This window comes from Streptomyces kronopolitis (assembly GCF_050953795.1).
GTDB lineage: Bacteria > Actinomycetota > Actinomycetes > Streptomycetales > Streptomycetaceae > Streptomyces > Streptomyces kronopolitis_A.
In genome coordinates, this window is sequence record NZ_CP191850.1 from 4,783,634 (window position 1) to 4,796,781 (window position 13,148).

At 73.5% G+C, this 13,148-nt stretch carries 9 protein-coding genes and 3 pseudogenes; 9 read left to right on the top strand and 3 right to left on the bottom strand.

What is annotated here, in order from left to right:
- The first annotated feature begins 66 nt into the window (after positions 1-66).
- The 5 genes from ACQP17_RS21200 to ACQP17_RS21220 all read left to right on the top strand — a co-directional run bounded on the left by ACQP17_RS21200 (position 67) and on the right by ACQP17_RS21220 (position 7,085).
- A complete protein-coding gene (locus ACQP17_RS21200; protein WP_433857685.1) occupies positions 67-1,173 on the top strand; it encodes an ATP-binding cassette domain-containing protein in 1,107 nt (368 codons plus the stop codon).
- Positions 1,170-2,216, top strand: coding sequence for an ABC transporter permease (locus ACQP17_RS21205; RefSeq protein WP_433857686.1), 1,047 nt, complete (start codon positions 1,170-1,172; stop codon positions 2,214-2,216). Before ACQP17_RS21200 ends, ACQP17_RS21205 begins: the two co-directional genes overlap by 4 nt.
- A gap of 835 nt (positions 2,217-3,051) precedes the next feature.
- On the top strand, positions 3,052-5,334 hold the full coding sequence (locus ACQP17_RS21210; RefSeq protein WP_433857687.1) for an RNA degradosome polyphosphate kinase: 2,283 nt from the start codon (positions 3,052-3,054) through the stop codon (positions 5,332-5,334).
- The gene (locus tag ACQP17_RS21215; protein WP_433857688.1) at positions 5,297-6,610 is read left to right on the top strand and encodes a CHAD domain-containing protein; all 1,314 of its coding nucleotides are present in this window, start codon (positions 5,297-5,299) and stop codon (positions 6,608-6,610) included. The genes ACQP17_RS21210 and ACQP17_RS21215 overlap by 38 nt, the downstream gene beginning before the upstream one ends.
- A 55-nt stretch (positions 6,611-6,665) precedes the next feature.
- A complete protein-coding gene (locus ACQP17_RS21220) occupies positions 6,666-7,085 on the top strand; it encodes an NUDIX hydrolase (RefSeq protein ID WP_433857689.1) in 420 nt (139 codons plus the stop codon).
- Positions 7,086-7,221: 136 nt separating this feature from the next.
- Here ACQP17_RS21220 and ACQP17_RS21225 read toward each other — a convergent pair.
- Positions 7,222-7,794, bottom strand: a pseudogene (locus ACQP17_RS21225) (helix-turn-helix domain-containing protein); the annotation flags it as partial.
- Between the two features lie 184 nt (positions 7,795-7,978).
- On the opposite strand from ACQP17_RS21225, the pseudogene ACQP17_RS21230 reads away from it, so the two are divergent.
- The 3 genes and pseudogenes from ACQP17_RS21230 to ACQP17_RS21240 all read left to right on the top strand — a co-directional run.
- A pseudogene (locus tag ACQP17_RS21230) lies at positions 7,979-8,170 on the top strand (ATP-grasp ribosomal peptide maturase); the annotation flags it as partial.
- Positions 8,163-9,334: pseudogene (gene tgmC, locus ACQP17_RS21235) on the top strand (ATP-grasp peptide maturase system methyltransferase). The pseudogenes ACQP17_RS21230 and tgmC, both read left to right, overlap by 8 nt.
- 108 nt (positions 9,335-9,442) lie before the next feature.
- Entirely contained in the window at positions 9,443-9,769 is a 327-nt protein-coding gene (locus tag ACQP17_RS21240; protein WP_433857690.1) for a histone-like nucleoid-structuring protein Lsr2, read from the top strand.
- Positions 9,770-10,081: 312 nt separating this feature from the next.
- On the opposite strand, the gene ACQP17_RS21245 is transcribed toward ACQP17_RS21240, so the two are convergent.
- Positions 10,082-11,089, bottom strand: a complete 1,008-nt coding sequence (locus tag ACQP17_RS21245; protein WP_433857691.1) for an aldo/keto reductase — start codon at positions 11,087-11,089, stop codon at positions 10,082-10,084.
- Positions 11,090-11,297: 208 nt separating this feature from the next.
- Between ACQP17_RS21245 and ACQP17_RS21250 the strand changes: the two genes are divergently transcribed.
- Positions 11,298-12,188 carry a helix-turn-helix domain-containing protein gene (locus tag ACQP17_RS21250; RefSeq protein ID WP_433857692.1) on the top strand — a complete coding sequence of 297 codons (891 nt, stop codon included), beginning with the start codon at positions 11,298-11,300 and terminating at the stop codon, positions 12,186-12,188.
- A gap of 84 nt (positions 12,189-12,272) precedes the next feature.
- Here ACQP17_RS21250 and ACQP17_RS21255 read toward each other — a convergent pair whose 3' ends face one another.
- Positions 12,273-13,106 (bottom strand): class I SAM-dependent methyltransferase, encoded by an 834-nt coding sequence (locus tag ACQP17_RS21255; protein ID WP_433857693.1) that lies wholly within the window; start codon positions 13,104-13,106, stop codon positions 12,273-12,275.
- Positions 13,107-13,148: the final 42 nt, after the last annotated feature.

A 13,148-nucleotide genomic window follows, 5' to 3' on the forward strand; every position in this document is an offset into this window, starting at 1 on the left:
GCGTACGCAGCGGAGGTTGACAGGTGCAGCCCACTTCCCTCACCCTTTCACTACTTAATTAGTGGAATGCATCAGAGGGGGGCGGCGATGCGGCCGATGATCAGGGGCGAGGGGGTCGGCCGGGCCGCGGGGCGCACCGCCGTCGAGGCGATCGGCCTCGGCAGGCGCCACCGCCGCCGCTGGGCGCTGCGCGACTGCACCTTCCGGCTGCCGGCCGGCCGCATCTGCGCACTGGTCGGCCCGAACGGCGCCGGCAAGAGCACGCTGCTCTCGCTGGCCGCCGGGCTGACCCGCCCCACCGAGGGCTCGATCCGGGTCGGCGACGGCGCCCCGGCCCGCCCCGTCATCGCCCATCTCGCCCAGGACAAGCCGCTCTACCGCCGGCTGACCGTCGCCGAGACGCTGGAGCTGGGCCGCGCCCTCAACCCCGGCCGCTGGAACGGGCGGTACGCCGAGCGGCTCGTCGACGACGGCGAGATCCCCCTCGGTGCCCGCGTCGCCACCCTCTCCGGCGGGCAGCGCACCCGCCTCGCGCTCGCCCTCGCCTTCGCCAAACGCCCCGAACTCCTGCTGCTCGACGAGCCGTTGGCCGGTCTCGACCCGCTCGTACGGCACCGGGTCGCGGCGCTGCTGCTGGCCGAGGCGGCCGAGCACGGCACCACCGTGGTGCTGTCGTCGGACCTGCTCGCCGAGCTGGACGGGGTCTGCGACCACGTGCTGCTGCTGGGCGACGGCCGGGTCCGGCTCGCGGGCGAGGTCGACGACGTCATCGGGGCGCACGCCCTGGTGATGGGGCGCCGGGGGCGGGGGCTGCCGCCGGAGGTCGCCGCGCACCCGGTCGTCGAGGCCCAGCTGTCCGGGCCGCGCTTCACCGCCCTCGTGCGGCGAAACGGCCCGGTCGCCGCCGGGCCCTGGGAGACCGCGGAGCCGTCCCTGGAGGAACTCCTGCTCGGCTATCTCCGCGCGCCCGGCGCGCCCGGGCTGATCGCGCCGAGCGCGGAGCCGCTCTCCGCGGCGCCGCGCCGCCGGCCCGGCCACAAGCCCGGCATCCCCGGCATGCCGCGCAACGGACCGCCCCGCCCGGCGGGGCTGCCGGGCTGCCGGGAGAGCCCCCCGCGCAGCACGGAACGCACACGGCACGACCATCACAGCGGCAAGGGAGCGGCGGCATGACCAGCACGGCACACCTCGGGACGAGCGGGCGCGGGAGCACCGCGGACACACCGGAGCACCCCCGCGCCACGCGCGGCCGGGGACCGCTGGGCGGCCTCGTCTGGCTGGTGTGGCGCCAGCACCGGCTGGTCCTCGGCGTGCTGCTCACCGCGGCGGTCGGCGGCGCGGTCTGGTGCGTGGTGCTGCGCGGCCGGATGGCCGCGTTCATCGACGCCCACCACATCGCCGGCTGTTCGCAGATCTCCCTCGTCGCACGCTGCGAGGGCACCCAGAGGGCGGTCACGGCCTTCCGCGACGCCTACGGCCCGTCGCTGAAACTGGCCGAGGTGGGCCTGGTGCTGCTGCCCGCGCTGGTCGGGCTGTTCCTGGGCGCCCCGCTGATCGCCCGCGAGCTGGAGGCCGGCACCCACAAGCTGGTGCTGTCCCAGTCGGTCGGCCCGCTGCGCTGGCTGGCGGCGAAGGTCGCGCTGCCCGCGGCGTTCGTGCTCGCGGCCGGCACGCTGGTGTCGACGGCCTTCGCCTGGCTCTGGCAGGTCGGCGGCGACGAGGTGTCCGGCTCGTACTGGTATTCGATCATGGGGTTCGGCTCGCTCGGCCCGGTGCCCGTCGCCTACTCCCTCCTGGGCCTCGCGATCGGCCTGCTGGCCGGCCTGCTGCTGGGCCGCACGGTCGCCGCGATGGGCGTCACGCTGACCGCCATGGTCCTGGTGCAGGTGGCGTTCACGCAGCTCAGGTCCCACCTGATGCCGCTGGTCACGGCCAAGTTCGGGGCCAGTGAGCCCACCCAGGTGCCGGACAGCTCCTGGCTGGTGGGGCAGGGGTACCACACCTCCACCGGCGAGCGGCTCTCCGACCTGCCCTGCCGGCCCAACCAGGATTTCGACGGCTGTCTGCGGCAGCACCACGTGGCCGGCCAGTACATCGACCACCACCCGGTGTCGCACCACTGGCCCCTGGCGTGGGCCGAGTCCGGGATCGTGCTGGTGGCGGCGGTGGTGCTGACCGTCCTCGCCTTCCGGGTGCTGCGGCGCCGGCACGGGTGATGGCGCGGGGCGCGGGCGGCGCCGCCCGCTTTTCCCGGTGCGCCGCCTCTGATGGCATTCTGCGTCCCGCATTTCCCTCTCCGGCGCATTTCCACTCCGCGCGCTTTCCCCTTCCTCGGGTTCCTCGGGTTCCCTGAGTTCCCCGGGCGAATTTTCATCGCGGGGGGAGGGGGCGGAGTGTTCCGGCGCTCAAATGCCTTGTGGCCGGGCCCCGTTCGCCGTACTGAACGGTGGGGGTGTCGGCCGCAACGCCCGCCCGGCATCGCCCGCCGCTCCCCGCCCCGCCGCACTTTCGTCGTCACCCCGGCCGAATGAGTTCGGCCGGTAAATCAAAAACCCGCATCCGCACCGACCGGGAAATCGCAAACGGCCGACCCCTTTCCGCCCCGCCTTTCCTTCCCCCGCCGCTTGATCAAATATGGCCCCGAAGAGACGGGCATTCCGCGTCTATAATCGGGCGTGTGACCACGGCCGCGTCGGGGCAAACAGCAGGGGCGCGCCGCACCGCGGAGCCCGTCGCGGAAACGGACCCCGCAGGGCGCCGCCCCCGGCACCCCGTCCCGCCCGACGGCACCGTGAGGGGCGGCCCCGCCCGGCGTCCCCCGCCCGCGCCCGGACACCGCCGGCGGCCCGGACCCGGCACCCCCGAAATGCCCCGGGGAGTAGCACCCCGCTTGCCTGGTGGCCATATCCGCGTTACCGGCGATTCAACGTCGCTTGCGAGCATCGCTGAATGCAGCCCGCTGTGCCGAACGTCCCTCCTCCCAGGCTCCATGTCGCGCCGCCACCTCTTCCCGACGCGCCTGGAACCCCGGGTACGCGGAAGAATAAGGACATGAACCAGCAGCCCAGCGCTCAGGCACAGGTCCAGCCCGAGACGTCGACCCCGAAGCCCCCCAAGGCCGCGCCGCCCTCGGCGCAGCCGTCGGTGGGCTCCATCGCCGCGCACCGCCCGCAGGCGGTCCGCGGGACGGTGCCCGGGCTGGAACCCGACCTCGACGCCGATCCCGATGCGTACGAGGACCGCGGCGTGGTGGGCGTGGACGGCGAGGAGCTGCCCGGTGACCGGTTCCTGGACCGCGAGCGCAGCTGGCTGGCGTTCAACGAGCGGGTGCTGGAGCTGGCCGAGGACCCGGCCACCCCCCTCCTCGAACGGGCGAACTTCCTTGCGATTTTCGCCAGCAATCTGGACGAGTTCTTCATGGTCCGGGTCGCCGGACTCAAGCGACGGATCGCCACCGGCGTGGCCACCCGCTCGGCCTCCGGCCTCCAGCCCCGTGAGGTGCTGGACCTGATCTGGACCCGCTCCCGCGAACTCATGGCCCGGCACGCCGCCTGCTACCAGCAGGACGTCGCCCCCGAGCTGGCCGACCAGGGCATCCATCTGATCCGCTGGCCCGAGCTGACCGAGAAGGAACAGGCCCGCCTGTTCACCCTCTTCCGCCAGCAGATCTTCCCGGTGCTCACGCCCCTGGCCGTGGACCCCGCGCACCCCTTCCCGTACATCTCCGGCCTCTCGCTGAACCTGGCCGTCGTCGTGCGCAACCCGGTCAGCGGCCATGACCACTTCGCGCGGGTCAAGGTGCCGCCGCTGCTCTCCCGCTTCCTGGAGGCCTCCCCGCAGCGCTACGTCCCCATCGAGGACGTCATCGCCGCCCACCTGGAGGAGCTGTTCCCGGGGATGGAGGTGCGTGCCCACCACATGTTCCGGGTCACCCGCAACGAGGACCTGGAGGTCGAGGAGGACGACGCGGAGAACCTCCTCCAGGCCCTGGAGAAGGAGCTGATGCGGCGCCGCTTCGGCCCGCCGGTGCGCCTGGAGGTCGAGGAGTCCATCGACCCGGCCGTGCTCGATCTGCTCGTCCAGGAGCTGAAGATCTCCGACGCCGAGGTCTACCCGCTGCCCGGCCCGCTGGACCTCACCGGCCTCTTCGGGATCGGGGCCCTGGACCGGCCCGAGCTGAAGTACCCCAAGTTCGTCGCCGGCACCCACCGCGACCTCGCCGAGGTGGAGTCCGCATCCGCCCCGGACATCTTCGCCGCCCTGCGCGCCCGCGACGTCCTCCTGCACCACCCCTACGACTCCTTCTCCACCTCCGTGCAGGCGTTCCTGGAGCAGGCCGCGGCCGACCCGGACGTCCTGGCGATCAAGCAGACGCTCTACCGCACCTCCGGCGACTCCCCGATAGTCGACGCCCTGATAGACGCCGCGGAGTCCGGCAAGCAGGTCCTCGTCCTGGTCGAGATCAAGGCGCGCTTCGACGAACAGGCCAACATCAAGTGGGCCCGGAAGCTGGAGGAGTCCGGCTGCCACGTCGTCTACGGCCTGGTCGGCCTCAAGACGCACTGCAAGCTCTCGCTGGTCGTCCGCCAGGAAGGCGAGATGCTGCGCCGCTACTCCCATGTGGGGACCGGCAATTACCACCCCAAGACGGCCCGGCTCTACGAGGACCTGGGGCTGCTGACCGCCGACCCGCAGGTCGGCGCCGACCTCTCCGACCTGTTCAACCGGCTCTCCGGCTACTCCCGCCGGGAGACCTACCGCCGCCTGCTGGTCGCGCCCAAGTCCCTGCGGGACGGCCTGATACAGCGCATCACCCAGGAGATCGACCACCAGCGCGCGGGCCGGTCCGCCTACGTCCGCGTCAAGGTCAACTCGATGGTCGACGAGGCCGTCATCGACGCGCTCTACCGCGCCTCGCAGGCCAGCGTACCGGTCGACGTCTGGGTGCGCGGCATCTGCGCGCTGCGGCCCGGAGTCCCCGGCCTGAGCGAGAACATCCGCGTCCGCAGCGTGCTCGGCCGCTTCCTGGAACACTCCCGGGTCTTCGCCTTCGGCAACGGCGGCGAGCCCGAGGTGTGGCTGGGCAGCGCCGACATGATGCACCGGAATCTGGACCGGCGGATCGAGGCACTGGTGCGGGTCACCGACCCGGCCCACCGCGTCGCGCTCAACCGGCTGCTGGAGACCGGCACCTCGGACGCCACGTCGTCCTGGCACCTGGGCCCGGACGGCGACTGGACCCGGCGCGCGGTGGACGCGGACGGCGCGCCGCTGCGCAACATTCAGGAAATGCTCATTGACGCCCGGAGGCGCCGGCGTGGCCCAGCGACATGACCAGCAGACCGGAGGGCCGGCGGGTCTTATCGGCATCGGATACGAGTTCGGCGGGGCGCCCGGAGCCCGTTCCGCCGTGGTGGACGCACCCGGCCCGGACGGCGGCGGCCGCCGCGGCACCTCACCCGGAGCGCTGATGACCCACGGCCACGGCCCCGCGGACGACGGCACCGACCCCGGCAGCGGCCTCACCACCCGCACCGCCGAGGAGGTCCTCGCCGGCTATCTGCACCAGCAGGCAGCGGAGTTCCTGCGCAGTCTGCGGCTGCACCGCGAGAGCGGCGCGGACGCGGAGGGCGCCGGCGACGCGGCCCGGCAGCTGCGCCGCGCCGCCCGCCGGATCAGCGCCACCCTGCACACCTACCGGCCGCTGACCGAGGAGGCCTGGGCCGACCAGCTCCGCGCCGAACTCGGCTGGCTGTCCGGCACCCTGGCCCGCGAACAGGCCTGCGCGGCCCGCCGCGACCGGCTGATGGCGGCCCTGCAACGGCTCACCGGCCGGGGGGAGCGGCCCGACCGCGGCGGCCCCGACGACCACGGCGGCCGGCCGGAACGCGACCGGCGCAGCGGGCGGGAGCGCACGGGCCGCCCCACCGCGGCGGCCGCCGCCCCGTCGGCCGTCTCCGACACCGCCGCCGACGCCGCCACCGAGCCGGACCCCGACGGCGCCCTGGCCGCCGGTGCCGCGCGGGCCGGTGCGCTGCTCGACCGCCAGCTCACCCTGGCCCGCACCCGCGCCCACTCCGCCGCGCTCCAGGCCCTGGGCTCCTCCCGCTTCCACGCCGTCGCCGACTCCGTGGCGGTGCTCGCCTCCGAGGCCCCGCCGGCCGGCAAGAACGGCGACCTGCCCGCCGCCGAGGCGCTGCCGCCGCTCGCCGACCAGGCCCACCGACGGCTGGTTGAGGCGGTGGCCACGCTGCCGCTCTCCCGCGCCGGCTACCCGTACCACGCCGCCGCGCTCGCCGCCGACCAGCGCCAGGACGCGCCCTGGCACCAGGTCCGGCTGCTGGTGCGGCTGAGCCGCTACGCCCGGGAGGTCATCGCCCCGGAGTACGCCGAGCAGCGGCTGGCGGAGGCGGGCCGGGCCCTGGAGTGGCACCGCGACGCCGCCGAGGCCGCCGCCGCGGCCACCGCCGCGGCCCGCACCCCCCGCATCGCCCCGGCCACCGCCTACGCCCTCGGCGTGCTGCACGCCGATCAGCGGCACGAAGTCGAGGCGGCCCGCTACGCCTTCGGCCGGGTATGGCTGCCGCGCCCGTCCGAGCGGACCGGCTGAGGCACACCCGACAGCATCCGACGCAGGCCAGGACCGACCGGAAGGGGATGAGGACGTGACGGTGGTGCAGCGGCCGGTACGGGCGGCGGGCTGCGTCCTGTGGCGCCGCGCGGCCGGCGAGGACGGCTTGGAGATCGCCCTCGTCCACCGCCCCAAGTACGACGACTGGTCGCACCCCAAAGGCAAGTTGAAGCGCGGCGAGAGCGCCCTGGCCGGAGCGGTGCGCGAGGTGGCCGAGGAGACCGGCATGTCCTGCCGCCCCGGCGCGCCGCTGCCGACCTCCACCTACGTGGCCAACGGCCGCCCCAAACAGGTCCGTTACTGGGCGGCCGAGGCCGTCGCCGGCGCCTTCACCCCCAACAGCGAGGTCGACCGCATGGAATGGCTCTCCCCGACCGACGCCCGCCACCGCCTCACCCAGGAACGCGACCGCCCGCTGGTGGACGCCTTGCTCGCGGCCCTGCACCTGGCGTGAGGGCCCTCCCGGGGGTGCCCGGGAGGGCCCTGGGGTGTGCGTGTGGGGTTCAGACGGCCTGCGCCTTCGCGTACTCGACGAAGTGCGACCACGGCTGGGCGGGGAAGGCGAGAGCGGGGCCGTGCGGGGTCTTGCTGTCGATCAGGCGCGCCAACTGCGCCTCCATGACCGCCGACCCACCGACGGGCCGACGTAGGCAGCTCTCGTCCAGCACCACGAAGACCAGCGGCGGGGGCGTACGAAGCAGTGTCGCCTGTCGTTCCGCGACGAGTGACACCCGCTCGTCCGCCTGCTCGGGCGAGATCGCTCCGCGCTTGACGTGACTCCCCGCGAGCACGGATGCATACTCCGGGGTCTGCAACAGCCCTGGAATAACGCCCACTTCATACAGCCGGATTTCCGCTGCCCGACCCTCGTAGTCGAGGTACTCCGGGAAGCCCTCCAGCAGGCTGCCGTGCTGGATCTCGCGGTACTGCCGCTCGAAGGTGTCCACGGTGCCCGCGATGCCGAATACGCGGTCGGCACTGCGCGAAATGCGCAGAGTCGGGGGCTTGCGGCCAGTTTCGACCGCTGACACGTGCGTACTCGAATACCCCAGGCGCTCGGCAAGCTCCTCCTGCGTCCAGCCGCGTGCCTCCCGCGAGCTGCGTAGACGCGCTCCGAAGGCCTCCCGAGGGCTGTGGTCCGGCGTCAACTCCTTGCGATTCAAAGAGCTTTCGCCAACGCTTCCTTCATCTCTGACAAGTTGAACGGCTTCCGACTGTAGGCCAGCCTGAGTCGCCCCGGTAGTGGAATGACTACAGAGAGGAGCGGCCGTTGTCGCGGAGTCAGACTCCCCCCGACCGCCCTGCGGCGGCTCAGCACCGCAGCGGCACGGACGAGCCGACAGCACGGCACTGCTCTCCTTCCTGGATCACTTCGGGCTGGTGTCCGGGAGCTTCGACCTCGCCGTGGACCGGGCGGGGGACCACTGGTGGCTGGAGCTGAACCCGAACGGCCAATGGGGGTGGCTGGAGGGACGGACCGGACTCGACATGTCCGGCGCATTCGCCGCTCTGCTGGCGCAAGGGAGTACCCATGACTGACACCGCGCCCGAGCGGCGTGCGCTCGCCGACCGGCTGGAGAGGGCCGGGGTCCTCACCACTCCCGCATGGCGAGCTGCGGTGGAAGCCGTACCGCGTGAGCTGTTCCTGCACCCCGGCGTGTTCCTGCCCGAGGAGGGCGGCCGGTGGCGGCCGGTCTCCGCCCACTCGGGTCCGATCCGGCCGAGTGGGCGGAGATTGCCTACAGCGACCGGTCCCTGACCACGCAGCTCGACGGACACCTGACCGCCGACCAGGTCAGCGACCTCGTGACGGGCTCGCCCACGTCGTCATCCACCACCCCGGTCACCGTGCTGGACATGATCGAGCGCGTGGAGGTCGACGACGGCCACCACGTGCTGGAGATCGGCACCGGCACCGGGTATTCCTCGGCCCTGATGTGCCACCGGCTCGGCGAGGACAACGTGACGACGGTGGAGGTCGACCCCGCCGTGTCGGCCCGCGTGGACGCCGCGCTGGTGGCGGCCGGATTCGAGACGTGGGCCGTGACCGGGGACGGGCTCCTCGGCCATCCCCGCCGCGCCCCGTACGACCGTGTCATCGCCACCTGCGCCGTGCGCCGCATCCCCTACACGTGGCTCAGGCAGACCGAGCCGGGCGGCATCGTCCTGGCCACCGTCGGCGGCTCCTGGGGCTACGGCACGGGCCTGGCCAAGGTCGTCGTGGGCGCGGACGGCACCGCCGAGGGCAGGATCACCGGCCCCTCCTCCTTCATGCAGGCACGATCCCAGGCCGCGCCACCGGTCTGCGGGGATCTGTCCGCCCGCACGGCCTACGCCGACAGCGAGCGGCGAACGGAGTTCCCGCCCACCCTGCTGGAGGAGTGGATGCCCGCCTTTCTCACCCAACTCGTCGCGCCGGGCTCCCAGTTCGTCCGCGCGGCGACACGCGAAGGCGCCCCGCTCCGGTACGTCTTCGATCCGGGACGTGAATCCTTTGCCGAGTTCACCGCGGCCGGCGACGCCTGGACGGTCCGCCAGGGCGGCCCCGTGGCGTTGTGGGACGGCATCGAACGGACGCTGGCCACGTGGCAGGACGCGGGAAGCCCCGACATCTCCGCCGTCCGGCTCCATATCACCGACCGGTTCCACACGTACTGGGTCGAGGACCATCCGCTGCTCATCTGGCAACACCCTCTCGCCTGAGCGAGGGACGCCAATGCGCAAGGCCCGCAATATTCTGCCCGCGCAGCCGTCACCGGCCCGTCGGATCCGTGATGCGGTGATTTCGTGCAAGGGACGTAAAATCGCGTCATGGCACAGAAAGTAATCACCATCTACGCGGATGATCTCACGGGTGAAGAGACCGCCGAGGTCACCACCCACACCTTGTCTCTTGACGGCGTCACTTACGAGCTCGACCTGGGCCCGGACAGCTACGACAAGCTGCTGGAGGCCGTCGCGCCGTTCACGCGGGTGGGGCGCCGGACGCGGAAGTCCAGAAAGTCGCGGCAGCAGGCCACGGGCGGCGAGGACACCGCCGCCATCAGGGCGTGGGCGAAGTCGGAGGGGTACGAGATCAGCGAGCGCGGCCGGGTGCCCGCCTCCATTCGTGAGGCCTACGGGAAGGCCAAGAAATAGCCGGTAAAGCCGGAATGGCCGCCGGGACCCCCGTGGACGGGGGCCCCGGCGGACGTCTGTGGAAGGGTGCCGGCCGCTTCCCGGAAAAGGCGACGGTTCGGGCCGCGTTTGGGGAGGGGCGGGCGGGTCCGCGGGCGCGGCGGATTCGGGTCCGGTAATCACGTGGTATTTCGCCGGGACGGGGGTCCGGGGTGACCGTCGAATTAATGGGGACTATCGCGAAGCCGTCTTTCTCCGGGCGGGCAGGGAAGGCCGGCGGGGGCCCCGCCCGGGGGAGTGCGGTCCGGCCCCGCACCGCGTCCGTCGGGCCCCTCACCGCCTCCGCAGCGACGCGTCCCCGACGGCCGGCGGCGTGTAGTAGTTGTCGGCGCGGTTGAGGTCGGTGCCGGGCGGGACGATGGCGTCGATCCGGTCGAGGAGGTCCGCGTCGAGGGTGACGTCCGCGCCCGCCAGCATGCCGTCGAGCTGATCGAGGGTGCGCGGGCCGATGATCACGGACGTCACCGCGGGGTGGCTGCGCACGAACGCGGTCGCCAGGTGCGGCAGCGGCAGGCCCGCCTCGTCCGCGACCGCCGACAGCGCGCGCACCGCCTCCGCCTTCCGGGCGTTCTCCGGTACCGAGAGGTCGAACTTCCGGGTCTCCATCCCGGCCCGTGAACTCGCCGACAGCTCACGGCCGGACAGCCACCCGGCGCTGAGCGGACCCCAGGTCAGCACGCCGATGCCGTAGCGCTGCGCGGTCGGCAGCACCGCGTTCTCCACCCCGCGCGCCAGCATCGAGTACGGCGGCTGCTCGGTGCGGAAGCGCTGGTGGCCGCGGCGCTCGGCGGTCCACTGGGCCTCCACGAGCTGCTCGGCGGGGAACGTCGAGGTGCCGATCGCCCGTACCTTGCCGGACCGTACGAGGTCGGAGAGGGCGGACAGGGTCTCGTCGATGTCGGTGGCCGGGTCGGCCCGGTGCACCTGGTAGAGGTCGAGGTGGTCGGTGCCCAGCCGGCGCAGGCTGTCCTCCACCGCGCGGACGATCCAGCGCCGGGAGCTGCCGCCGTGGTTGGCGTCCGGACCCATCGGGTTGAAGAACTTGGTGGCCAGGACGACGTCGTCGCGGCGGCCCTGGAGCGCCTTGCCGACGATCTCCTCGGACTCGCCCGCGGCGTACACGTCCGCGGTGTCGACGAAGTTGATCCCGGCGTCCAGCGCGCGGTGCACCAGCCGCACGCACTCGTCGTGGTCGGTGTTGCCCCAGGCCCCGAGCATCATCGCGCCGAGCGCGTACTCGCTGACCGAGATGCCGGTGCCGCCGAGGATCCTGCGCCGCATGAGCCGCTCCTTGTGCCGGGTCGAAGGGGTCGCTCGGGGGCGCGCGCCGGGGCGGGCCGTCCCACGGCGTGCGCGGACCGGGCCGTCTCCGGGGCGCCCCCGAGGTGTGTGAGCACCACCTTGCGGTGCGTGCACGGAGCGGGCCAGGCCCGTCCGGACCCGGGTCCGGCGGAACCACCCGACCGGCCGCGCGACGCATACTGGACCGATGCTGTACGCGGAAATCGAGATCGGCTCGTTCCTCAAGGCGCGCCGCGCGGCGCTCGACCCGGCCGAGCTGGGCCTGCCCGACGGGGTGAACCGGCGCCGGGTGCGCGGGCTGCGGCGCGAGGAGGTCGCCCAGGTCGCCGGCATCAGCGTCGACTACTACACCCGGATCGAGCAGGGCCGCGCGCACGCCATCTCGGACTCGGTGCTGGACGCCATCGCCCGGGCGCTGCGGCTGACCGGCGGCGAGGTGACGTATCTGCGCAACGTGGCCCTGCCTCGGCGTCCGGGCACCGACGACCCCGGCCCCGCCGGCTCCGGGCAGGGCGTGCGCCCGGAGATCCAGCAGCTGCTGGACGCGATGGACACCACCGTCCCGGCCATGGTCGTCGGCCGCGGCCTGGACATCCTGGCCTGGAACGCGCTCGGCGGTGCCTTCGCCTTCGACCTGGCGGCCCTCGCCCCGGACCGGCGGAACACCGCGCTGCTGGTCTTCCTCGACCCGGTGGCGCGCGCCCTGCACCCGGACTGGGAGGCGAAGGCCCTGGAGGTGGTCGGCAATCTGCGGGCCGACAGCGGCCGGCACCCCGACGACCCGCGGATCTGCGCCGTGGTCAATGAACTCCTCGACCACAGCGCGGACTTCCGCCGGCTGTGGGAGACGCAGACGGTGTACGAGTGCCTGCGCGGCACCAAGCGCGTCCTGCATCCGCACGTCGGCGAGCTGCTGATCACCTTCGAGAGCTTCCGGCTGAGCACCGACCCCGACCAGGCCCTGGTGACGTACACCGCCCCGCGCGGATCGCGGACGGAGCAGCGGCTGCGGGAGCTGGGGGCGCGGGTGGCGGGGGAGCGGCGGACCGCGGCCACCGCGGGGGCGGACACCCTCTGAGGCACTCCCTGGGTCACGCCCCGGGGCACCCCCGTAGGTCGCGCCCGGGGCACCCCTGGGTCACGCTCCGGGAAAACGGCCGGCTCAGCCCCTGGGGGCCAGGGCCTCCCACCGCACCGTGACCTCCCCCTGGCGGCGGCGCCGGGGGTCACCGGCCAGCGGCCAGTCCGTGGCCAGCGCCTGGACGGCGGCGCGCCACCGCTGGCGTGCGCCGAGCGTGCCCAGCGGGGCCGCCGCGGCCCAGGCGCGGTCGAAGTCCCGGAGGAAGGAGTGCACCGCCTCGCCCGGGACATTGCGGTGGATCAGCGCCTTCGGCAGGCGTTCGGCCAGGTCGGAGGGGGTCCGCAGGGAGCCGAGCCGGGCCGCGAAGGTGACCGTGCGCGGCCCCTCGGGGCCCAGCGCCACCCATACGTGCCGCCGGCCGATCTCGTCACAGGTGCCCTCGACCAGCAGTCCGCCGGGCGCCAGCCGGGCGCACAGCCGCTGCCACACGGCCGCCACCTCGTCCTCGTCGTACTGCCGCAGCACGTTCGCCGCCCGGATGAGCACGGGCGCCCGGCCCCGCGGGCCGGGCAGCGGCACCTCGAAGCCGCCGTGGACGAAGTCCAGCCCGGGCCGCTCGCAGTACCGGGCGGCCTCGACCCGCGCCGGGTCGATCTCGACGCCGACGACCCGGGCGTCCGGCCGGACCGTGCGCAACCGCCCGAGCAGCTCGACCGCGGTCCAGGGCGCGGCGCCGTAGCCCAGGTCGACCGCCACGGGGTCGGCTGCGCGGCGCAGCACGGCAGCGTGTTCGGCCGCTATCCAGCGGTCCATGCGGCGCAGCCGGTTGGGGTTGGTGGTCCCGCGGGTGGCGTTTCCGACGGGTCGGGACGGTGCGGGCGCCGTGGCGGCGGAGACGGAGGGGCGGCGGGCCATGCCGTCGAGAGTATGGGGTGGCGGGGTGCCGCCCGCCCGCCG